Genomic DNA, 21752 nt, shown 5'->3' with positions numbered 1-21752 from the left:
ACGCGAGGGGTGGCGGGTCATGGGACGGTGGTGTACGGCTCGGCGGCGCGCCGGAACGGGACGGGCACGACCGACGGGCCCCGGGCTGCGGACGGTGTTCGCGCGGACGGCCGTGGTGGCCGCCGTACTGGCCACGACCACGACCACGTCCCTGCCCGGCGCCACGGCACGCGCGGCCGGCCCGGCAGAGGCCCTCGCGGCCGGCCTGGCAAGTGCCCGTGGGGCCGGTTCGGCCGGTGAGCGTGCCGGGTACGACTTCGCCGACGACGCCGAGCGCATCGCGGGCGCGAGCACCGTCACGGGCGCCGAAACGCTGGCGGCCGGCTCCACCTACCGCAGCTCCCTGCCGCGGAACGGCACCCTCTACTACCGCCTCGAACTCGACGCCGCCTCGGACGCCTACGTCTCCGTGACCGCCGTACCCGGCTCCGACGGAGAGGTCACCGCCGTCGACGGCATCCGGGTATCCGTGCGGGACGCCGACGGCGGCTCCTGCTCCGTGCACAGCGCGACGTTCGGCGCCGCCCACAGCCCCCGACCCGTCACCGCCTGGGGGTCGCGCGAGATCGACCCCGGCGCCAACCGGTGCCAGGACCCCGGCACCTACTACGTCGGCGTCGAGCGGACCCGGCCCCAGGACTCCCCGCCGGACGACTGGGACCTGGAGATCACCGCCGCCACCGAACCCCGCCCGCGACAGGCCGGCGCCACGAAGGCCCCCGAGACCTGGGACTCCGCCTCGCCCGAACCCCCCGCCGGCGAGCCCGAACGCCGGCCGGGCGGCAACGGATTCGCCCACGCCGCCCTCGTCGGGCAGGGCGCCTGGAGCGCCGACATCCGGCCCGGCCAGACCCTCTACTACAAGGTGCCGGTCGACTGGGGCCGCCAGGTGTACGCCACCGCCGAACTCGCCGGCTCCCCGGACGCCTCCGGCTATGCCACCGGCGCCCTGCGCCTGGCCCTGCACAACCCCGTGCGCGCCGAGGTCGACGACGCCGCCAAGGGCTACACCGGCCGCCGGACCACCGTCGGCCTCGCCCCGCTGCCGCCCGTGGCCTACCCCAACCGGTATGCCACCGCGGCACACGTCGGCGCGCTGCGGTTCGCCGGCGACTACTACGTCGTCGTCCACCTCGCGGCGCAGGTGGCCGACGACTTCGGCCCGGGTCCCTTCGGACTGACGCTGCGCCTGCGACTCGGGGGGACGGCGGGGAACGGGCCCGAGTACGCGGGGGAGTCCCGGCCGAAGGGGCTCTTCGAGGTCTCCGCGCAGGACCGGGTCGCCGCGCCCGGGAGCGGAGGCGGGAGCGGGGCCGCGGCCGACGACGACGTCGCCATGCGAGCGGTCGCCGTCGGCGGGATCGGAACCGGCAGCCTGCTGCTCCTCGGCCTGGCGGTGTGGACGGCGGTTGCCCGGCGCCGGACCTGAACCGGGCCCCGGTGGGCCGGACTCAGATACGGGTCAGCGCCCAGAAACCCACGGCATAGCAGGCCAGCGCGAGCATCAGCAGCGGCAGCGCCACCTTCGCCGGTGGACCCGGACGGCGCCGGCGCCGAGTCCCACGGTGCTGGGCGGGCGCGGCGGACCGCGGGTTCCCGGTGGTGTACGGGGCGGTGGGAACGTCGGCCCGCTGCGGCGGGGACGGCGCGAGGGCCTGGGCGGGAAGCGGCGGCACGTGCGGCGCGCCGTACTCCGTGAACGCCGTTCTCCGAGAGGCCGGTTGGGAGGAAGCCCCGGTCGGCGACTCCGGCTGGGTGACGGTCGGCCGCGGAGGCGGCAGGCGGAAGCTCCCGGTCTCCGACATGGCACCCGGCCGCTCGCCCCCGGGAGCCACCGACGGACCGGCCCCGTCCGGGGCGGGGCGGGCGAGGCCGAGGGGCGAAGGCGGTGCGGTACGGGTGGAGGGCGTCCAGTCCTGGCCGGGCGGCGCGCCCGCAGGCATGGGCCCCGTGCCCGCCGGGGCTGCGCCGGGTACGGCGGGGAACCGGCCGTCGGTGGCTGGCGTGCCGGCCGGGGGCGGTGGTGTGCCGGTCGATGCGGGCCCGGATGGCGACGTACCGTCCACCGGGCCTGCCGGAGGCTGGGAAGCGTCGGGGACAGCGGGGGCCCAGGGCCCGGCGGGTGGTGGCGGACCGGCCGGGGCCGGGGGCGATGCCGGCGTACGGTCCGGGGCCGGAGGCGTGCCGGCCGGGGTCGGGGGCGATGCCGGGGCACCTTCCGGGGCCGGAGGCGTGCCGGGCGGGGGCGTCGACGCGCCGGGGAGTGGTGTGGACGCCGTGTGCGGGGCCGCGGCCGGGCCCGTCGGCCGGTGGGGGGCCGTTGCCGCGCCGTCCAGGCCGGACGCCCTCTTGAGCGGGCCCTCAGGGCCGAACCCCGCAGGCAGCGGGCCCACTTGGTCGAAGATCTCGATCAGCTCGTCGTCGGGCCCCGGCTCCGGCAGCAGCTCCACCGCCGCGGCCAGCGCCTTGCGCGCCCCCGTCGCCGTACGGAACCGCGCCGCCGGATCCGGCTGCACCAGCGTCGCCACGACCTGCCACAGCGGCTCGGGGATCCCCCGCGGCGCGGTCGGCGTACCGTGCTCGGCGAAGTGCTCGACGAGCGCCTTTGCGTCCGGCTTCGCCCCCTCCAGCAGGTACAGGGCGACCACACCCACCGCGAACAGGTCCGCCGGGAAGTCCGGCTCCGCGCCCATCATCTGCTCCGGCGCGAGATAGCCCGGCGTCCCCACCACCAGGTTGGTCTCCGTCAGCCGGGGCTCACCCAAGCGCATCGCGATACCGAAGTCGGACAGCCGCAGACGCGGGCGGCCCGTCCCCGTCGCCTCCAGGAGCAGGTTGGCCGGCTTGATGTCACGGTGCACCACGCCCTCCCCGTGCACCGCCGCCAGACCCGACAGGAGCTGGTCGAGCAGCGTGCACACGAAGTCGGGCGGCAGCGGACCGTAGTCCCCGACCAGATGGACCAGCGAACCACCCGTGACCAGGTCCATGGTGAACAGGACCTGGTCGTCGTCGGCGGCCCAGCTCGCGGGCGCGAGCACATGCGGATGATCGATACGCAGCGCCTGCTCGCGGACGAACCGCAGCAGCGAGTGCGCGTCCCGCTGCTGGAGCACCTTCGCGGCCACATAACGCCGGCGCCGGTGGTCCCAGGCACGCCAGACGGCACCCACCCCGCCCCGGCCGACCGGGTCGACCAGCTCGTACCGGCCCGCGAAGACCTCACCCATGGCTGTGCGCCGCTCCTCCCCTGGGACCTGTCGCGCCACTCCAGCGGGCCCGGCCGCCGACCCCTCGGCGAGCGGGCTCCGGGATCAGTTCTGGTGGGACTGGTAGTGCGCGACCGCGTCCGAGGTGCGGCCCGCGCCGTACACCCGCAGGAACTCCGCCAGCTCGGGATGCGAGGAGGAGAGGGCGTCCGCCGCCTCGATGATGTCCCCCGCGGCCGCCACCGAACGCAGCAGCGACTGGATCTCACGGACCACCCGCTTGACCGTGGGCGCACCCGAACTGCTCGTGGTCGTCGTGGTGTTGCTGAGCACCGAGCCCCCCTGCGACTTCTTGATCTCGTCCATGCGCTCCGTCGCCTCGGCCGCGCTCACACTGCCGTCGGCGACCTGACCCGCCAGATCCTGCAGCAGCTGCACCCGCTGCACCACCGCGGGATTGCCGATCTTCGCCCGCTGGCCGCTCATCAGCTGCGACAGCATCGGCGCGGACAGCCCCAGCACCCCCGCCAGACGAGCCTGGTTGAGACCGAGGTCGTCGATAAGCCTGCGAAAGAGCGCCCCCAACGGCTCCCCGTACCAGTTCCGCTGCAGTTCCCGCGCTCTTGCGGTGGCTTCCTGCTGTGCGGCGTCCATTGCGTCTCCCCATCGCTTCCCCAAAAACCGCAGTTCGCTCCAGCGAACCACGCCGAGCATCTTACGGAGCGTGGTCGTTCCCCGGGAGCCCCAATCATTTGTGAGATACGGGGGGCGACCCGGTACTCTTGTCCGCGGTGACCGACGGTCCGCGACACCGGGACCGGCGACACCGCCAAGGGGCCTTAGCTCAGTTGGTAGAGCGCTGTCTTTGCATGGCAGATGTCAGGGGTTCGACTCCCCTAGGCTCCACCGAAAAGAGCGCCTCCGACCTGCGGAAACGTAGATCGGAGGCGCTCTGTTCCATTCAGGGGACCACCCGGCGGGGGCCGCACCGCTGCCGGGCGGTCCTGCCGGTGGGCGGAGACGTTCCTCACCGTCGTCGCCCTCGCACCCCCGCCCGACCCCGCACGCGCCACCCGGTGATCACCAATGCCTGGAGGGAAAAGGCCAGTTGACCGCCTGGAAGAACACTCCGACGCCCGCTCCGTCACCGACAGGAGCCCACGGGCGGGCCCCCGTCGCCGCCCGGGCGGGGCTGTCTGCTCTTGATATCGTCACCCCACAGGGCATCAGCGCCACACCCCCGCGGGGCGGTGCCACGTGGCTCATCGCCGTCGGAGCCGTCCGTTCGCTACCGACGAGGTGGAAGGGGTAGACCATGCGGGCGAAGGTACGGGCCGCTCTCGACGCGCTCTACATGAAGCGGCTGGTCAGGGAGTTGGAAGGACGCCCACGCCCCCAGCACATCGGCATCATGCTCGACGGCAACCGCCGGTGGGCCAAGATGTCGGGCATCGACGACCCCCGCGAGGGCTACCGGGCCGGCGGCGCCAAGGTGCTGGACTTCCTGCGCTGGTGCGACTCCGCCAAGATCGAGCACGTCACCCTGTTCATGCTCTCCGACGACAACCTCCACCGGCCCGAAGAGCAGCTGAACCCGCTCATCGACATCATCGCCGAGGTCGTCGAGCAGCTGGCCGCGCCGGGCAACCCCTGGCCCGTCGAAGCCGTCGGCGCCCTGGACCTGCTGCCCGCCGAGTCCGCCAGCCGCCTCAAGACCGCCACCGCTGCCACGCAGGGCCGCAAGGGCGGCACCAAGGTCGACGTCGCCGTGGGCTACGGCGGCCGACGCGAGATCGTCGACGCCGTGCGCTCCGCCCTGACCGAGCACAGCTCCCAGGGCGGCGACATCGACGAGTTCATCGAGACCTTCACCATGGAGCACATCTCCAAGCACCTGTACTCCAAGACGCGGTCCGAGTCCGACCTCATCATCCGCACCTCCGGCGAACAGCGGCTCTCCGGATTCCTGCTCTGGCAGTCCGCCTACGCGGAGGTCCACTTCTGCGAGACCTACTGGCCGGACTTCCGCGAGATCGACTTCCTGCGCGCCCTGCGCTCCTACTCCCTGCGGGAGCGCCGCTACGGGCGCTGAGCGCCGTTTCACGTGAAACATCGCCGAGGGGCGGGAGACCCGGACCAGGGTCTCCCGCCCCTCGGCGGCAGGACCGCACTCCGCCAGAACCGCTGGCGAACAGCGAGGATCAGCGGGGCTCGTCGCCCTCGGCCGCCTCATCCTGAGCCTGCTTGGCCTGCACCTCGGGATCGAGGATCGCCTCGCCGGTACCGTCCACCGACGTCAGTCGCCCCGACTCGGGCACCTCCGTCGCCTCCGGCGGCTCCACCAGCCAGTCCGGGTTGGCCTGCTTGTCCCACCACTTCCACGCGGCGAAGGCACCGCCCGCGACGACGCCCACCACCGCGAGAACCTTGGCGACACGGCCGACCCTGGCCCGGCGCTGGTGCCTGCGCGTCAGCCTCTGGATCTCCTTCGCCGTCACCTGACCGCGCAACGCGGCCAGCGCGGCGGCACCCCGCGCCGTGGCCTCGTCGCGCACGGGACCGGCCGCGGCCACCGCCTGCTCGATCCTCGGACGTGAGTAGTCGGCCGCCTGCCGAGCGGCGAGCCGGGCACGGACCGCGGCCTCCTGCGCGGCCGCGTCCATCTTCGGCGGCACATGCGTACGGGCCTGTTCCAGCCGCGGCGCGACATGCGTGCCGTACTGAAGACGCGCCTGGCACGTGGCCTGCGACACCTTGGGCGCCAGCCGTACGCGCGCCTCCTGTGCATAGTGAGCGGCCCTGTCCTTGGCCGTGTCGGCGTAGGGCGCCACCACTTCCGCGGCGTGCAGCACGCTGTCCTTCGCCGAACCGGTCGCGGCGCGCACGCTGTCGATGCGGGTCACGGGTTCCTCCTCCTCGGTGGCGTACGGTAATTCGACTTTCCACCCTTTTACGGATCATGCCTGGGGACGCTCCGCCAGGCATGTGAGGGCGGGCATCCGGGTCACGGACGATGCCGCCGAGACCTCTGGGACAAGTGGTGATGAAGTTGCGAACAAGAGCTGATCAACGTCAATAACCGATGAATACCGGGCAACACGAGCCTGTCCACGACCATGCCACGGATCGGTCCCCCACGCTCGTGACCCAGCGGTAGGAGCACCGGACGCGCCCCCGCCCGTGGGAGGATCGGTGCGCACCACAGGACGACGGAAGGCACACCGTGGCCGAGCAGCTCTACGCCACCCTGAAGACCAGCCAAGGTGACATCGAGGTCCGGCTGCTGCCGAACCACGCACCCCGGACGGTCAAGAACTTCGTCGAGCTGGCCCGCGGCGAGCGGGAGTGGACCCACCCCGCCACCGGAGAGAAATCCACGGCCCGGCTCTACGACGGCACCGTCTTCCACCGGGTCCTCGGCGGCTTCATGATCCAGGGCGGCGACCCGCTGGGCAACGGCACCGGCGACCCCGGCTACCAGTTCCCCGACGAGTTCCACCCCGACCTCACCTTCCACAAGCCCTACCTGATGGCCATGGCCAACGCGGGTCCCAACACCAACGGCTCCCAGTTCTTCATCACCGTCTCCCCGACCACCTGGCTCAACCGCAAGCACACGATCTTCGGTGAAGTGACCGACGCGGCCAGCCAGAAGGTCGTCGACACCATCGCCGCCGCCCGGATCAACCCCCGCACCGAACGCCCCCTCGACGACATCGTCATCGAGTCGGTCGTCGTCGAGACCCGCGAGGCCTGAGACCCGGCACACCGGGCAGGAACCAAACGCCCCGCCCATCCGTAAAAAAGGGCGGGGGCGGTGCATCTGCACACACCGCCCGCAGGACGACCGAGGGGATGTCATGGACCACGCGGCCGCCGGCCCACCGGACGCGGGCCCGCCGGGAGCCCAGAGCCTGCCCGGCTGCTATCGCCACCCCGACCGGGAGACCGGCATCCGCTGCACCCGCTGCGAACGCCCCATCTGCCCGGACTGCATGGTCAACGCGTCGGTGGGCTTCCACTGCCCCGACTGCGCCGCAGGCCGCACCCCGGGGGCCAAGGGACCGGCCCCGGCCGCCTCCCGGCCCCGCACCCTCGCGGGCGGCACGGTCGCTGCCGACCCGCATCTCCTCACCAAGATCCTGATCGGGATCAACGTGGCGGTGTTCATCGCCGTCCAGGCACTCCCGTCGTCGTTCCTCAGCGACCTGGTGCTCATCGGCCGCTGGCCCCCGGCTCCCTTCGTCCCGACGGAGGGCGTCGCGGAGGGTGAGTGGTACCGCCTGGTGACCACGATGTTCACCCACGAGGAGATCTGGCACATCGGCTTCAACATGATCAGCCTCTGGTTCCTGGGCGCCCCCCTCGAAGCAGCCCTCGGCCGAGCCCGCTATCTCGCGCTCTACCTCGTCTCCGGCCTGGCCGGCAGCGCCCTCACCTACCTGCTGGCCGCCCCCACCACGGCCACACTGGGCGCCTCCGGCGCGGTCTTCGGCCTCTTCGGCGCCACCGCCGCGCTCGTGCGCCGCCTCAACGCGGACATGCGCCCGGTGGTCATCCTCCTGGTGATCAACCTGATCTTCACCTTCACCTGGGCCAACATCGCCTGGCAGGCCCACATCGGCGGCCTCGTCGCCGGCGGTGTCATCGGCTTCGCCATGCTCCACGCCCCGCGCGAGCGGCGGACGCTCGTGCAGTACGGCACCTGTGCGCTGGTCCTCGTGGCCGTCGTCGGGCTGACCCTGTTGAGGACGGCTCAGCTCACCTGAGCGCCCCGTTGTCCACAGAAGGTGCCGGATCTTGTGCACAGCGTGCGGGAACAGGTGTGCCCCCTGTCACTGACCAGTGTTTGCGCAGGTCAGGCAGGGGGCGAACACGTTTTCGGAACCTGGGGTCAGTCGATACTTCCGTCACACCGGCGTCAATGTCCGGCGGGTTATCCACAGATCGTCTTTCTTTTCCCCAGCGTGTGGACAGCGCCTGTGGATAACTCGGTGAATACCCCTGGGCAGAGCCTTCGGGGACTACCGCCGCGCTACTTCCACTGCGTCGAGACGCCGAACCCCGCGGCGATGAAACCGAAGCCCACCACGATGTTCCAGTTGCCCAGCGAGTCGATGGGCAGCGAACCGTCGGTGACGTAGAAGACGACGATCCAGGCCAGGCCGATGATGAACATGGCCAGCATGACCGGCGCGACCCAGCTGCGGTTGGTCAGCTTGATACTGGCCGCCTGCTTCGAGGGCGGCGGCGTGTAATCGGCCTTCTTGCGGATACGTGACTTCGGCACGAGGGTCTCTCCTGTCGATGCGCTGCGTGGCCGCGCAGGGAACGGGGGTCGGTCTCGGTGGGCGGCGTACTTGGGGACAAGGGGACTCTGAGCGCTCCCCCGGGCGTCCGTTAGCGTAGTCCTTCCGTGGCGCCGAAGGAGATAAGGGTACGTTGAGCAATTCTGCCGACTCCCCCGGAACGGGATCCAGCCCTGCCCGCCGGCACCGTTTCCGGCCCGTGCGGGTTCTCACGGCGGCCGTCTTCGCGCTCGCGGGACTTATTTTCTTCACCAGCTTCAATACCGCGAAGGGCACCAATATCCGTACGGACGCCTCTTTGCTCAAGTTGTCCGATCTCATCCACGAGCGCAGCCGGGAGAACGGCGATCTGGAGGAGTCGAACGGCGCCCTGCGCGAGGAGGTCGAATCGCTCGCCGAGCGCGACGACGGCCGGACGCAGTCGGAGGACGACGAACTCGCCGCGCTGGAGAAGAAGGCGGGTACGCAGAAGCTCAAGGGCGAGGCGATCACCGTCACGCTGGACGACGCCCCGCCGGACGCCACCGCGAAGCTGCCCGGCTACCCGGAGCCGCAGCCCGACTACCTGGTGATCCACCAGCAGGACCTGCAGGCCGTGGTGAACGCGCTGTGGCAGGGCGGCGCGGAGGGCATCAAGGTGATGGACCAGCGGCTGATCTCCACCAGCGCGGTGCGCTGCGTGGGCAACACCCTGATCCTGCAGGGCCGCGTCTACTCGCCGCCGTACAGGATCCAGGCGGTCGGTGACCCGGAGCGGCTGAAGAACGCGCTGGCCAAGTCGCCGGCGATCCAGAACTACATGGTGTACGTCAACGTGTACGGGCTCGGCTGGAAGGTCGAGGACGACGGGCGGGTGACGCTGCCGGGCTACTCGGGCACGGCGGACCTGCACTATGCCCAGCCTGTGGATTAGGGCCGTTCCCAAGGGTCCCGCGCCGCTAGTCTGGTGCGGTACGGCGTGAGTGTGGCGTCGTGGTGCGACGGAAGGGACGGCATGTACGGCTGGATCTGGCGGCATCTGCCGGGAAACGCGTGGGTGAAGGCGCTGCTCTCGCTCATGCTGGCGATGATCGTGGTCTACGTCCTGTTCCAGTACGTCTTCCCGTGGGCCGAACCGCTGCTGCCCTTCAACGATGTGACGGTGGACAACCAGTGAGCGCGCGCATCCTCGTCGTCGACAACTACGACAGCTTCGTCTTCAACCTGGTCCAGTACCTCTACCAACTCGGCGCCGAGTGCGAGGTGCTGCGCAACGACGAGGTGTCGACGGCCCACGCCTCTGGGGGCACCTCCCGCTCGAAGAGTGGGGGAGGGTTCGACGGCGTGCTGCTCTCGCCCGGCCCGGGTACGCCGGAGCAGGCGGGCGTCTGCGTCGACATGGTCCGGCACTGCGCGGCGACCGGGGTGCCGGTCTTCGGCGTGTGCCTGGGCATGCAGTCGATGCAGGTGGCGTACGGCGGTGTGGTGGACCGGGCGCCGGAGCTGCTGCACGGCAAGACCTCGCCGGTGGAGCACACGGGCCGGGGCGTCTTCGCGGGCCTGCCCTCGCCGTTCACGGCGACGCGGTACCACTCGCTGGCGGCGGAGCCGGACACGGTGCCGGCGGAGCTGGAGGTGACGGCCCGGACGCCGGACGGGATCGTGATGGGCCTGCGCCACCGGGAACTGCTCGTGGAGGGCGTGCAGTTCCATCCGGAGTCGGTGCTGACCGAGCACGGGCACCGGATGCTGGCCAACTGGCTGGCGGAGTGCGGCGACCAGGACGCGGTGGCGAGGTCGGCGGGGCTCGCCCCGGTGGTGGGCAGGGCCACGGCGTGACCGCGCTGCGCCCCGAGCGCGACTCCGGCACGGCCGGTGACCAGGGATCCTCGTACGGGCAGCCGTACGGGGATTCCGGTGCGTTCGGGGGCGGTTGGCACGAGGGGTTCGCGTCCGGGGCGGAGTACCAGGCGCCGCCGGTCGACGACGAGACGGTGGCGCTGCGGATCCCGGAGCCCCCGGTGCGGCGGGCGGACACCGGGACGGGTGCTGCCGGGGACGGTCCCGTGGGGGGCGGGCGCGCGGCCCGCAGGAAGGCCGCGAAACGGCGTCACGGGCGCCGTGGGGCGCCCCGGGGGCAGTCGGCGGAGGTCGAGGCCGAGGAGCCGTCGAAGGCGCCTCTGTCGCGCGTGGAGGCCCGTCGGCAGGCGCGGGCGCGCAAACCCGGTGCCGCGGTGATCGCCAGTCGGGCGATAGGTGAGATCTTCATCACGACCGGTGTGCTGATGCTGCTGTTCGTCACCTACCAGCTGTGGTGGACGAACGTGCGCGCGCACGCGCAGGCGAACCAGGCCGCGAGCAATCTCCAGGACGACTGGGCGAGCGGCAAGCGCAATCCCGGGACGTTCGAGCCGGGGCAGGGCTTCGCGCTGCTGCACATTCCCAAGCTGGACGTGGTGGTGCCGATCGCGGAGGGCATCAGCAGCAAGAAGGTGCTGGACCGGGGCATGGTCGGGCACTACGCGGAGGGCGGCCTGAAGACGGCGATGCCGGACGCGAAGACGGGCAACTTCGGACTCGCGGGGCACCGCAACACGCACGGCGAGCCGTTCCGGTACATCAACAAGCTGGAGCCGGGCGACCCGATCGTGGTGGAGACGCAGGACAAGTACTTCGTGTACAAGATGGCGTCGATCCTGCCGGTGACGTCGCCGAGCAACGTCAGTGTGCTGGACCCGGTCCCGAAGCAGTCGGGCTTCAAGGGGCCCGGCCGCTACATCACCCTGACCACCTGCACGCCGGAGTTCACCAGCAAGTACCGCATGATCGTCTGGGGCAAGATGGTCGAGGAACGGCCGCGCAGCAAGGGCAAGCCGGATGCGCTCGTCAGTTAAGGGCGGATGACCAGTGGCATCGACCACCGACACGGAGCAGCAGGAGCACGCCGAGGCCCGCGGTCGCGGGCGGCGTCGTCCCGGACGGATCGTCGCGCAGGCGGTCAGCGTCTTCGGCGAACTGCTCATCACCGCGGGCCTGGTGATGGGTCTGTTCGTCGTCTACTCGCTGTGGTGGACCAACGTGGTCGCCGACCGGGCGGCGGACAAGCAGGCGGACAAGGTGCGGGACGACTGGGCCCAGGACCGGGTGGGTCCGGACGGCCCGGGAGCGCTGGACACCAAGGCGGGCATCGGCTTCCTGCACGTCCCGGCGATGGGGGACGGCGACATCCTGGTGGAGAAGGGCACGTCGATGAAGATCCTCAACGACGGCGTGGCCGGCTACTACACCGACCCGGTCAAGGCGACGCTGCCCACCTCGGACAAGAAGGGCAACTTCTCGCTCGCCGCCCACCGGGACGGGCACGGGGCGAGGTTCCACAACATCGACAAGATCGAGAAGGGCGACCCGATCGTCTTCGAGACGAAGGACACCTGGTACGTGTACAAGACGTACGCCGTCCTGCCCGAGACGTCGAAGTTCAACGTCGACGTCCTCGACGCCGTCCCGAAGGAGTCCGGCAAGAAGAAGGCCGGCCACTACATCACCCTGACGACCTGCACCCCGGTCTACACGAGCCGCTACCGGTACGTGGTCTGGGGCGAGCTGGTCCGCACGGAGAAGGTGGACGGGGAACGGACGCCGCCGGTGGAGCTGCGCTGACTGATCTCCTCGCGTGAGGTCTCGGTCCCCTAGCATGGCGAAAGCCCGAAGCCGCAACTTCCTCTTGCGGCTTCGGGCCTCTTCGTTCACTCAGTGCAGGACGGTCAGCGGTGCACCGGCACTCCATTCCTCCAGGAGCCCGCGGTGTACGACGGTGATGCCGCTCTCTGCGGCGATGTTCCGGGCGTCGCGCGTGAAGGGGCAGGTCGCCACGAACAGGGCGATGTCGGAGGTGTGCAGCACTTTGGCCCCGAGGAACTTCTGGATCTCGGGACTGGTGATGTTGAGGTGAGGCGCGAACCTCTTGCACTGGACGACGAGTGCTCGCCCGTCGGAGGTGAGCGCGGTGATGTCGATGCCTCGGTCCCTGCCGCCACCGCGCACGAGGACGTTGGTGCATCCGTCGCGGCGGAGCAGTGTGGCCACGTGTTCCTCGAACTCGCGGCCGTTCATGGCGTCCATGGCGGCCATGATGCCGGCGCGGGGGCGGTCCTCCCGAGGGCCTTCGAGCCGTTGCAGCCTGGAGTGGTGCTGCCGGAGCCGCCTCTCGATGTGCTGGACGCCTGTGCGGAGAGCGATGAGTTCTCGTCGGTGATCGCTCGAGGTCTCGATCAGGGCGTTGAACATCGGCACGACGGTCTTGCCGAGGATGTGGGTGATGCGCTGGTCGATGCGGGCGTTGAGGGTGGCGGTGTCTGTCGGAACCGTGTTTTCCACAGGCTGTGTGCGGGCCAGGTACTCCATGTCCAGGAGGTAGACACGCACCTGACGTGCGACTTCGCTGTCACGGAGGAGCATGGCGACGTTGAGGACGGCGCGGCGGGGATACAGCGCGAGAGATCGGGAACGCGACTGGATTCCACTGGCCCTCTTGAAGAGGGCCAGTTGTGTACCCGTCAAGACGTGGTAGCCACTGGCGCGCAGTTCTTCCCGATGGTCCTCGACGACGGACTCCAGCGTTTTCACAGTGACTTTGAAGTACGTCGCCACCATCGCCGTGGTCACATGCATGCCGTCCGGCAGCAGGGACAGTGCCTTGACGCGGTCGAGTACGTCGGTGCGGTCCAGGACGCTGTTGCGCAGGGCCGGTGATTCCAGTAGGGCGGTCTCGCTGATCACGGTGTTCTCCGGGTCGGGTCGTGTGGTCACCCGGAGTCAACGAGTCATGACATACGAAGACACGATCGACGCACGTCGGCCTGTACGACGGAGCCCCGGCCCTCAGCTCAGCTGAGGGCCGGGGCTCCGGACGGTGGATCGGGTGGGTCAGTCGCGGCCGGGGAGGCCGCCGATGAACCCGCCGTTGTCGTTGCCGCCGTTGTTGTTGCCGCCGTTGCCGCCCACCGTGGTGAGGGTGATCGGCGTGGCGGCCGGGTTGTCGACCTCGGTGCCGGGCTGCGGGTCCATGGCCATGACCACCGCGTTGTCGTCACCCGGGGCGCCCTGCGCGACCTGCACGTTGGTGAAGCCGTTCTGCTGCAGGATCTGACGGGCCTGGGCGAGGGTCTTCGTGCGGACCTCCGGCACCTTCGTCTTCTCGACGGCCTTGCCGACGACGATCGTCACCTGCGAGCCCTTGTCGACCGGCTGCCCCTGCTGCGGCGTGGTGGAGATGACCTTGCCCACCTGGTTCGGGTCGTTGGTCGGCTGGTCCGTGCAGGTGGCTTTCAGGTCGTTGTTCTCCATCTGGGCCTTGGCCTCGTCACAGGTGCGGCCGATGACGTCCGGCACCGTGGCCTTCTCCTCGGCCTTGGCGACCTCCAGGGTCACCGTGGAGCCCTTCTCCAGCTCCTTGCCCGGCTCCGGGTCCTGGCTGAGGACGGTGCCCTCGTCCTGGGAGGACTCGGTCTGCTTGGTCTCGACCTTGAGGCCCTTGTCCTCGAGCTGCTGGGTGGCCTCGTCGACGTTCTTGCCGATCACGTTGTCGACGGCGACCTTGGGCGCGCCCGTGGAGACCACCAGGTTGACGGTGGAGTCCTTGTCGACCGAGGTGCCCTGCTTGGGGTCCTGGGAGCAGACGTTGCCCTTCTTCTGGTCCTCGCAGGGCTTCTGCTCGACCGTGCCCAGCTTGAGGTCGGAGTTGGTGAGCAGTTGCTCGGCGTCGTCCTGCGTCTGGCCGACCAGGGCGGGCACGTCGACCTTGCCGCCGCCCGGATCCCCGCCTCCGCTGAAGGCGTACCGGCCGATCAGGATGGCGCCGACCAGGACGAGGATGCCGGCCAGGACCAGGAGGATCGTGGAGGTGTTCTTCTTGCGGGGCTGCTGGCGGCGCCGGTCGGGGCGGTCGTCGTAGCCGTAGCCGCCGTCGTCCGGGTTCATGGGCGGCAGCATGGTCGTGGCGCCGGCGCCCGCGTCGGAGCGCAGGGCGGTGGTCGGCTGCTCGTCGGGGTAGGCGCCGTAGCCGCCGGCGGCCATGGCGCCCATCGCGGCGGTGGCGCCGACGGGCTGGCCGTCGAGGCAGGCCTCGATGTCGGCGCGCATCTCGTCGGCCGACTGGTAGCGGTAGTCCGGGTCCTTGACCAGGGCCTTCAGCACGATCGCGTCCATCTCGGGCGTGATCTCGGGGTCGAAGACGCTCGGCGCCTGCGGTTCCTCGCGCACGTGTTGGTAGGCGACGGCCACCGGGGAGTCGCCGACGAAGGGCGGGCGCACCGTGAGCAGCTCGTAGAGCAGGCAGCCCGTGGAGTACAGGTCGGACCGGGCGTCGACCTGCTCGCCCTTGGCCTGCTCCGGGGAGAGGTACTGGGCGGTGCCGATCACGGCGGCGGTCTGGGTCATCGTCATGCCGGAGTCGCCCATGGCGCGGGCGATGCCGAAGTCCATGACCTTGACCTGGCCGTTGCGCGTGAGCATGACGTTGGCCGGCTTGATGTCGCGGTGGACGATGCCGGCCCGGTGCGAGTACTCCAGGGCCTGGAGGATGCCGATGGTCATCTCCAGCGTCCGCTCCGGCAGCAGCTTGCGGCCGGAGTGGAGCAGCTCACGGAGGGTGGAGCCGTCGACGTACTCCATGACGATGTATGGGATCGACACGTTGTCGATGTAGTCCTCGCCCGTGTCGTACACCGCCACGATCGCGGGATGGTTGAGCGAGGCGGCCGACTGGGCCTCCCGGCGGAAGCGGGCCTGGAAGGACGGGTCGCGCGCGAGGTCCGCGCGGAGCGTCTTCACCGCCACGGTGCGGCCGAGCCGGGTGTCGTGCGCGAGGTAGACCTCCGCCATGCCACCACGGCCGAGCACCTGGCCCAGCTCGTACCGGCCGCCGAGGCGACGCGGCTCTTCCATGGTTACCTACCAGCCCTCTCCGTCGGTCCCGACCGGCATGCTTGTACGGTCGGAGGCTGCCGTCCGGCCTACCGTACCCGGCTCGCTCCGGGCCCCTTGGCCGAGCCGGGCAGCCGATACAGGACCGGTATCGCAACGTGCGCCGATGTGAAGGGGACGTGACCGGAGTCACGTCCCGTTCATGGCGCGGTCACTTCTTGCTGTCGATGACGGCCTCCATGACGTTCTTCGCGATCGGTGCCGCGAGGCCGCCGCCGGAGATGTCGTCGCGGCTGGCGTTCTCGTCCTCGATCACCACGGCCACGGCGACGGGCGAGCTGCCGTCGTCGGTCTTGGCGTACGAGATGAACCAGGCGTACGGGTTCTCGCTGTTGTCGACACCGTGCTGTGCGGTACCGGTCTTACCACCCACCGTGACGCCGTCGATCTGCGCGTTGGTTCCCGTGCCGTCCTTGACGACGGTCTCCATCATGGACTGGAGGATCTGGGCGTTGTCCGCGGACAGCGGCTTGCTCATCTCCTCCGGGTCCGTCTTCTCGATGGTGTCGAGGTTGGGGGCCTGGAGCGCGTCGACCATGTACGGCTTCATCAGGGTGCCGTTGTTGGCGATGGCCGAGGTGACCATGGCCATCTGCAGCGGGGTGGCCGCGGTGTTGTACTGGCCGATGGAGGAGAGCGCGACCTGGGAGTCGTTCATGCCGTCGGAGAAGCGGGAGGCGCTGGAGCGGACCGGGACGAACTGCTCCTTGTTGAAGCCGAACTTCTCGGCGGTCTCCAGCATCTCGTCGTTGCCGAGGTCGTAGCCGGCCTTGCCGAAGACGGTGTTGCAGGAGACGCGCAGGGCTTCGCGGAGGGTGGCGTCCTCGCAGGGAAGGTCGCCCTCGTTCGGCAGCGGCGTGGTGGTGCCGGGCATGGTCCAGGGCAGCGGGGAGTCGGTCTTCTCGTCGGCGGACTTGTACAGGCCGTGCTCCAGCGCCGCGGCGGCGGTGACCACCTTGAAGGTGGAACCGGGCGGGTAGACCTCGCGCAGCGCCCGGTTGAGCATCGGGTCGTCGGGGTTGTTCTTCTTCTGGAGCCTGTTCCAGGCCTCGCCGGCCGCGTTGTTGCTGCCCGCGATCGTGGTGGGGTCGTACGAGGGGTACGAGGCCATGGAGAGGATCTTGCCGGTGGACGGCTCGATCGCGACGACGGCTCCCTTGGCGCCCTGCTTCTTCAGACCGTCGTAGGCGGCCTTCTGGGCGGCGGCGTTGAGGGTGGTGACGACGTTGCCGCCCTCGCGCTTCTCGCCCGTGATCATGTCGAGGGTGTTGCGGAAGAAGAGCCGGTCGTCGTTGCCGGTGAGGATGCCGTCGTCGATGGACTCGAGCTGGGTGGCGCCGAACGCCTGGGAGACGTACCCGGTGACGGGCGCCCACATGGCGCCGTCCTTGTAGGTGCGCTTGTACTTGAAGTCGCCCTCGGTGGTGGCGTGTCCGGTGATGGCCTTGCCGTCGACGATGATGTCGCCGCGGGGGCTGGCGTACCGCTCGATGGCGACGCGGCGGTTGTGCTCGTCCTCCTTGAGCTCGTCGGCCTGGACGTACTGGAGCCAGTTGTCCCGGATGAGCAGGGTGAGGACGAGGATGCCGCAGAAGATCGCGATTCGGCGCAGTGGCTTGTTCACGGTCGGACCACCTGGGTCATCTCGGCGTCGGGGTTGGCGGGCGCGGCGGGTGCCGGCCTGCGCGCGGTGTCGCTGATGCGCAGCAGGATGCCGATCAACGCCCAGTTGGCGATGACGGAGGAACCGCCGTAGGCCAGGAAGGGCATGGTCATACCGGTGAGCGGGATGAGGCCCATGACACCGCCGGCGACGACGAAGACCTGGAGGGCGAAGGCGCCGGAGAGGCCGATGGCGAGGAGCTTGCCGAACGGGTCGCGGGCGGCGAGGGCGGTGCGCACGCCGCGTTCCACGATCAGGGCGTAGAGCAGGAGCAGGGCCATCAGGCCGGCGAGGCCCAGTTCCTCGCCGAAGGTGGCGAGGATGAAGTCGGAGTTGGCGGCGAAGCGGATCAGCTCGGAGTGGCCCTGGCCCCAGCCGGTGCCGAGGGTGCCGCCGGAGCCGAAGGCCCACAGGGCCTGCATGGCCTGCTCGGAGTGGCCGACCTGGCCCGCGCGGGAGAGCGTGTACTCGCGCATCGGGTCGAGCCAGGCGTCGACGCGCTGCTGGATGTGCGGCTCGAAGGTGGCCACGCCGACGGCGCCGACGGCGGACATCAGCAGACCGAAGACGATCCAGCTGGTCCGCTCGGTGGCCACGTACAGCATGATCACGAACATGCCGAAGAACAGCAGCGAGGTGCCGAGGTCGGTCTCGAAGACCAGGATGAGGATCGAGACCATCCACACGACCAGGATCGGGCCGAGGTCGCGTCCGCGGGGCAGGTAGAGGCCCATGAAGCGGCGGCTGGCCAGGGCGAGCGCGTCGCGTTTCACCATCAGATAGCCGGCGAAGAAGATCGCCAGGACGATCTTGGCGAACTCACCGGGCTGGATGGAGAAGGAGCCGACCTGGATCCAGATCTTGGCGCCGTAGATGTTCTTGCCGAGGCCCGGCACCAGCGGGAGCAGCAGCAGGAACAGCGCGGTGACCATGGAGATGTAGGTGTAGCGCTGCAGGACGCGGTGGTCCTTGAGGAAGATCATCACGGCGACGAACAGGGCGATGCCCATCGCGGTGTACATCAGCTGGCGGGGCGCGGCGGTGCCGGCCTGCTTGATGTCCTGGAGCAGTTCGGACTGGTCCAGGCGCCAGATGGCGACGAGTCCGAGTCCGTTGAGCAGGGTGGCCAGCGGCAGCAGCAGCGGGTCGGCGTACGGCGCGAACTTGCGGACGACGAGGTGGCCGACGCCGGCCAGCAGGCCGAGGCCGAAGCCGTAGCTCAGCAGCCCTGCGGGCACCTCGTCGTTGATGGCCAGGCCCACGTTGGCGTAGGCGAAGACCGGGATGAGGACGGCGAACACGAGCAGAGCCAGCTCGGTGTTGCGCCGGCTCGGGGCGCCGATGGCGCCGATCGTGGACGTGTGCTGCGTCGACGGGTTGGTAGTACTGCTCATCGTGTGACGGGGCCTCTCACGGCTTGCCTACTGCTGCTTACCGCACAGCGAGACGACCTTCTGTTCTTCCTCCGAGAGGGTCGGGCCTGAGCCTGGAGTGGGTGCGGTCGTGGACGGGGACTCGGACGATTCGGGTGCCTTGGCCGATCCCGAGGGGTTGGGGCTCGGTGAGGCCTTGGACGTGAAGGAGGCGGTGCTGGTTCCCGTGGTGCCTCCGGCCTCGCCCTCGCCCGTCTTCGCGTTCTCCTCGGCCGCCGCGGAGCGCCGCTCGGCCTGCTTCTTGCAGGCGGAGGCCTGGACCGCCAGTTCCTCGATCTTGGCCCGGGCGTCGTTGAGGTCGCTTTCGGGGATGGTCGCCTCGACCAGCTTCTGCTGGTAGGGCGGCAGGTACTTGAGTTCGATCTCGGGGTGGTCCTTCTGGACCTTGGAGAGCGAGACCCAGGCGAGGTCCTGGCTGATGCCCCGGTAGAGCGCGAGGTGGTCGTCGTTGGTGCCGACGTAGTACTGGGTCTGGGTCCAGCGCCAGCCGCCGTAGGTGCCGCCGCCGATGACGGCGAGGGCGAGGACGGTGTAGAGGGACCGCTTGAGCCACTTGCGGTTCTTGCGGGGTTTGACGAAGTCGTCGGGGCCGTAGTCGTCGAAGCCGCCGGTGGGGATGAAACCGGTGACGTCGCCGCTGCCGGGCGGGCCGAACTCGCCGCCCCCGCCGCGCGGACGGCCCAGGCCCGCGGCGCGGCCGGCCGGGGTCTGCATGATGCCGTTGTCGCCCATCTGGGCCTGGTTCTCGGCGACGGCGCCGACGACCACGGGGGTGTCGGAGAGCTGCGCGGCGAGGGTGTCGCCGGTGTCGAGGTCGAGGACGTCGGCGACGATGACGGTGATGTTGTCCGGGCCGCCGCCGCGCAGGGCGAGCTGGATCAGCTCCTGCACGGTCTCCTGGGGGCCCTGGTAGCTGGCGAGGGTGTCCTCCATCGTCTGGTGGGAGACGACGCCGGAGAGCCCGTCGGAGCAGATCAGGTAGCGGTCGCCGGCCCGGACCTCGCGGATGGACAGGTCGGGTTCGACGTGGTCGCCGCTGCCGAGGGCGCGCATCAGCAGGGAGCGCTGCGGGTGGGTGCCCGCCTCCTCCTCGGTGATCCGGCCCTCGTCCACGAGGCGCTGCACCCAGGTGTGGTCCTGGGTGATCTGGGTGAGGACGCCGTCGCGCAGCAGGTAGGCGCGGGAGTCGCCGACGTGGACCATGCCCAGGCGCTGCCCGGTCCACAGCAGGGCGGTCAGGGTGGTGCCCATGCCCTCCAGGGCGGGGTCCTCCTCGACCATCTGCCGCAGCTGGTCGTTGGCGCGCTGGACGGCGGCGCCGAGCGAGGTGAGGACGTCGGAGCCGGGCACGTCGTCGTCGAGGGCGACGATGGTGGAGATCACCTCGGAGGAGGCGACCTCGCCGGCCGCCTGGCCGCCCATGCCGTCGGCGATGGCGAGCAGGCGGGGCCCGGCGTAGCCGGAGTCCTCGTTGCCCTCGCGGATCATGCCCTTGTGGGAACCGGCGGCGAAGCGCAGTGACAGACTCATGCGCACCTCGCCCGTCGGCTCCGACTGCAGCCGGTCGTGTCGAGCCACACTGCCCACCCTCCGGTCGGGAGCGCGCCGGGGCCCGGGGTGCCGGCCGCCGCTGCGTGCTCGCTCCGCTCGCGCTCATTCATTGGTGTAGCACTACTTCCGCAGCTCGATGACGGTCTTGCCGATGCGGATCGGCGCCCCCGGGCCAATCGGGGTGGGGGTCGTCAGCCGGGCCCGGTCCAGGTAGGTGCCGTTGGTGGAGCCCAGGTCCTCGACGATCCACTGGCCGTTCTGGTCCGGGTAGATCCTGGCATGGCGGCTGGAGGCGTAGTCGTCGTCCAGCACGATCGTCGAGTCGTGGGCCCGGCCGAGCGTGATGGTCTGGCCCTGGAGGGCGACGGTGGTGCCGGTGAGGGTGCCCTCCGTCACGACCAGCTTGGTGGGCGCGCCCCGGCGGCCGCGGCCGCCGAACTGCTGGCGCTGCTGCGGAGGCGCCTGGCCCTGGCGCGTGGCGGTCTGCTGCGGTCGGCCGGCGTCGCGCCGCGCGCCGCGCTGGGTGACCCGCGTACCGAACAGGTCGCTGCGGATGACCTGCACGGCCACGATCACGAACAGCCACAGTACGGCGAGAAAACCCAGCCGCATGACCGTGAGGGTCAGCTCTGACATTGCCCCCGGATCACCCTTCGGCTTGCCTGTAGATAACGGTGGTGCTGCCCACGACGATCCGCGAGCCGTCGCGGAGCGTAGCGCGGGTGGTGTGCTGCCCGTCCACCACGATGCCGTTGGTGGAGCCGAGATCCTGGATCGTCGAGGGCGTTCCGGTCCGGATCTCGCAGTGCCGGCGGGAGACGCCGGGGTCGTCGATCCGCACGTCGGCCTCGGTGCTGCGGCCCAGCACGAGCGTCGCGCGGGAGATCTGGTGGCGGGTGCCGTTGATCTCGATCCAGTGGCGGGTGCGTCCGCCGGGGGCGGGCGTGGCCGGGGGCTGCGGGCCGCCGGCGGGCTGCGGGTAGCCGTAACCGCCGGGGCGGCCGCCGGGCGGCGGCGCGGACGGCATGGGCGGGGCGCCCGCGGGGGCGGCCGGCGGGTAGCCGTACCCGCCGCCCGGGCCGGTGGGCCGTGCGGGGGGTGCCGGGGGCGCGGCGGGCGCCGGGCCGCCCTGGTGGCTGCTGGAGGAGGCGAGAGTGCGGCTGCGCACCCGGTACAGGCCGGTGTCGAGGTCGTCCGCCTTCTCCAGGTGGACCTTGATCGGTCCCATGAAGGTGTAGCGCTGCTGCTTGGCGTAGTCGCGCACCATGCCGGCCAGCTCGTCGCCGAGCTGTCCGGAGTAGGGGCTGAGGCGCTCGTAGTCGGGCGTGCTCAGTTCCACGATGAAGTCGTTGGGCACGACGGTGCGGTCGCGGTTCCAGATGGTCGCGTTGTTGTCGCATTCACGCTGAAGCGCTCCCGCGATCTCCACGGGCTGCACCTCGGACTTGAAGACCTTCGCGAAGGTGCCGTTGACCAGGCCTTCGAGCCGCTGCTCGAACTTCTTCAGGACTCCCATGGGGCACCTCCTCCGTCGCTGCCGTCCTGTCCGCTGCCACTGTCCTGCGTAGTGCTGTGCTGCGTACTGCTGCCTTGCCTGCCGGTGCCTTGCGCAGTGCCGCTCCGC

20 protein-coding genes and 1 tRNA gene are annotated in these 21752 nt (G+C 70.3%); 10 read left to right on the top strand and 11 right to left on the bottom strand.

The genetic code is table 11. The annotated features are described in order from the left end of the window. Window positions 1–19: 19 nt before the first annotated feature. Complete coding sequence (locus D1J63_RS18270; protein WP_125630027.1) at window positions 20–1429, top strand: hypothetical protein; 1410 nt, start codon at window positions 20–22, stop codon at window positions 1427–1429. 22 nt (window positions 1430–1451) lie between these two features. Here the strand turns inward: D1J63_RS18270 and D1J63_RS18265 are convergent, their stop codons facing one another. Beyond that, window positions 1452–3230, bottom strand: coding sequence for a serine/threonine-protein kinase (locus tag D1J63_RS18265; protein ID WP_125630025.1), 1779 nt, complete (start codon window positions 3228–3230; stop codon window positions 1452–1454). Window positions 3231–3314: 84 nt separating this feature from the next. After that, window positions 3315–3863, bottom strand: a complete 549-nt coding sequence (locus D1J63_RS18260) for a DNA-binding protein (protein WP_102930168.1) — start codon at window positions 3861–3863, stop codon at window positions 3315–3317. Window positions 3864–4042: 179 nt separating this feature from the next. Between D1J63_RS18260 and D1J63_RS18255 the strand changes: the two genes are divergently transcribed. Then, window positions 4043–4115, top strand: a tRNA-Ala gene (locus tag D1J63_RS18255). A 409-nt stretch (window positions 4116–4524) separates the two neighbouring features. After that, on the top strand, window positions 4525–5301 hold the full coding sequence (locus D1J63_RS18250; protein ID WP_061443622.1) for an isoprenyl transferase: 777 nt from the start codon (window positions 4525–4527) through the stop codon (window positions 5299–5301). 109 nt (window positions 5302–5410) lie between these two features. On the opposite strand, the gene D1J63_RS18245 is transcribed toward D1J63_RS18250, so the two are convergent. Further along, window positions 5411–6112: a DUF5324 family protein gene (locus D1J63_RS18245; RefSeq protein ID WP_102930167.1), complete on the bottom strand. Its 702-nt coding sequence runs from the start codon at window positions 6110–6112 to the stop codon at window positions 5411–5413. Between the two features lie 320 nt (window positions 6113–6432). Between D1J63_RS18245 and D1J63_RS18240 the strand changes: the two genes are divergently transcribed. Next, the gene (locus tag D1J63_RS18240) at window positions 6433–6966 is read left to right on the top strand and encodes a peptidylprolyl isomerase (protein ID WP_125630023.1); all 534 of its coding nucleotides are present in this window, start codon (window positions 6433–6435) and stop codon (window positions 6964–6966) included. 103 nt (window positions 6967–7069) lie between these two features. Next, window positions 7070–7978, top strand: coding sequence for a rhomboid family intramembrane serine protease (locus D1J63_RS18235; RefSeq protein ID WP_125630021.1), 909 nt, complete (start codon window positions 7070–7072; stop codon window positions 7976–7978). A 266-nt stretch (window positions 7979–8244) separates the two neighbouring features. Here the strand turns inward: D1J63_RS18235 and crgA are convergent, their stop codons facing one another. Beyond that, complete coding sequence (gene crgA, locus D1J63_RS18230) at window positions 8245–8499, bottom strand: cell division protein CrgA (RefSeq protein WP_102930164.1); 255 nt, start codon at window positions 8497–8499, stop codon at window positions 8245–8247. A 152-nt stretch (window positions 8500–8651) separates the two neighbouring features. On the opposite strand from crgA, the gene D1J63_RS18225 reads away from it, so the two are divergent. From D1J63_RS18225 to D1J63_RS18205, 5 genes are all read left to right on the top strand, one after another. Then, window positions 8652–9431, top strand: a complete 780-nt coding sequence (locus tag D1J63_RS18225) for a DUF881 domain-containing protein (RefSeq protein ID WP_164712874.1) — start codon at window positions 8652–8654, stop codon at window positions 9429–9431. An 81-nt stretch (window positions 9432–9512) separates the two neighbouring features. Continuing rightward, on the top strand, window positions 9513–9674 hold the full coding sequence (locus D1J63_RS18220) for a hypothetical protein (RefSeq protein WP_016326682.1): 162 nt from the start codon (window positions 9513–9515) through the stop codon (window positions 9672–9674). Then, a complete protein-coding gene (locus D1J63_RS18215) occupies window positions 9671–10336 on the top strand; it encodes an aminodeoxychorismate/anthranilate synthase component II (protein ID WP_125630017.1) in 666 nt (221 codons plus the stop codon). Before D1J63_RS18220 ends, D1J63_RS18215 begins: the two co-directional genes overlap by 4 nt. Beyond that, window positions 10333–11391, top strand: coding sequence for a class E sortase (locus D1J63_RS18210; protein ID WP_102930160.1), 1059 nt, complete (start codon window positions 10333–10335; stop codon window positions 11389–11391). The genes D1J63_RS18215 and D1J63_RS18210 overlap by 4 nt, the downstream gene beginning before the upstream one ends. A 13-nt stretch (window positions 11392–11404) precedes the next feature. Beyond that, on the top strand, window positions 11405–12157 hold the full coding sequence (locus tag D1J63_RS18205; RefSeq protein ID WP_125630015.1) for a class E sortase: 753 nt from the start codon (window positions 11405–11407) through the stop codon (window positions 12155–12157). Between the two features lie 90 nt (window positions 12158–12247). Here D1J63_RS18205 and D1J63_RS18200 read toward each other — a convergent pair whose 3' ends face one another. From D1J63_RS18200 to fhaA, 7 genes are all read right to left on the bottom strand, one after another. Beyond that, complete coding sequence (locus D1J63_RS18200; protein ID WP_241235583.1) at window positions 12248–13306, bottom strand: restriction endonuclease; 1059 nt, start codon at window positions 13304–13306, stop codon at window positions 12248–12250. A 117-nt stretch (window positions 13307–13423) separates the two neighbouring features. Continuing rightward, a complete protein-coding gene (gene pknB / locus D1J63_RS18195) occupies window positions 13424–15442 on the bottom strand; it encodes a Stk1 family PASTA domain-containing Ser/Thr kinase (RefSeq protein ID WP_125630013.1) in 2019 nt (672 codons plus the stop codon). 190 nt (window positions 15443–15632) lie between these two features. After that, window positions 15633–17105 (bottom strand): penicillin-binding protein 2, encoded by a 1473-nt coding sequence (locus D1J63_RS18185; RefSeq protein ID WP_125630011.1) that lies wholly within the window; start codon window positions 17103–17105, stop codon window positions 15633–15635. After that, the gene (locus D1J63_RS18180; protein ID WP_102930156.1) at window positions 17102–18538 is read right to left on the bottom strand and encodes an FtsW/RodA/SpoVE family cell cycle protein; all 1437 of its coding nucleotides are present in this window, start codon (window positions 18536–18538) and stop codon (window positions 17102–17104) included. The genes D1J63_RS18185 and D1J63_RS18180 overlap by 4 nt, the downstream gene beginning before the upstream one ends. Before the next feature lie 27 nt (window positions 18539–18565). Continuing rightward, complete coding sequence (locus tag D1J63_RS18175) at window positions 18566–20107, bottom strand: Stp1/IreP family PP2C-type Ser/Thr phosphatase (RefSeq protein ID WP_102930170.1); 1542 nt, start codon at window positions 20105–20107, stop codon at window positions 18566–18568. Between the two features lie 141 nt (window positions 20108–20248). Next, on the bottom strand, window positions 20249–20764 hold the full coding sequence (gene fhaB, locus D1J63_RS18170; protein ID WP_125630008.1) for an antibiotic biosynthesis regulator FhaB: 516 nt from the start codon (window positions 20762–20764) through the stop codon (window positions 20249–20251). 10 nt (window positions 20765–20774) lie between these two features. Then, complete coding sequence (gene fhaA / locus D1J63_RS18165; protein WP_125630006.1) at window positions 20775–21644, bottom strand: antibiotic biosynthesis regulator FhaA; 870 nt, start codon at window positions 21642–21644, stop codon at window positions 20775–20777. Between the last annotated feature and the right edge of the window lie 108 nt (window positions 21645–21752).

Source organism: Streptomyces sp. KPB2, assembly GCF_003950055.1.
In the GTDB taxonomy this organism is placed as follows: Bacteria; Actinomycetota; Actinomycetes; order Streptomycetales; family Streptomycetaceae; genus Streptomyces; species Streptomyces salinarius.
The sequence above is the reverse complement of the archived record's forward strand: the minus strand, read 5'-3'. Positions and strand labels throughout refer to the sequence as shown.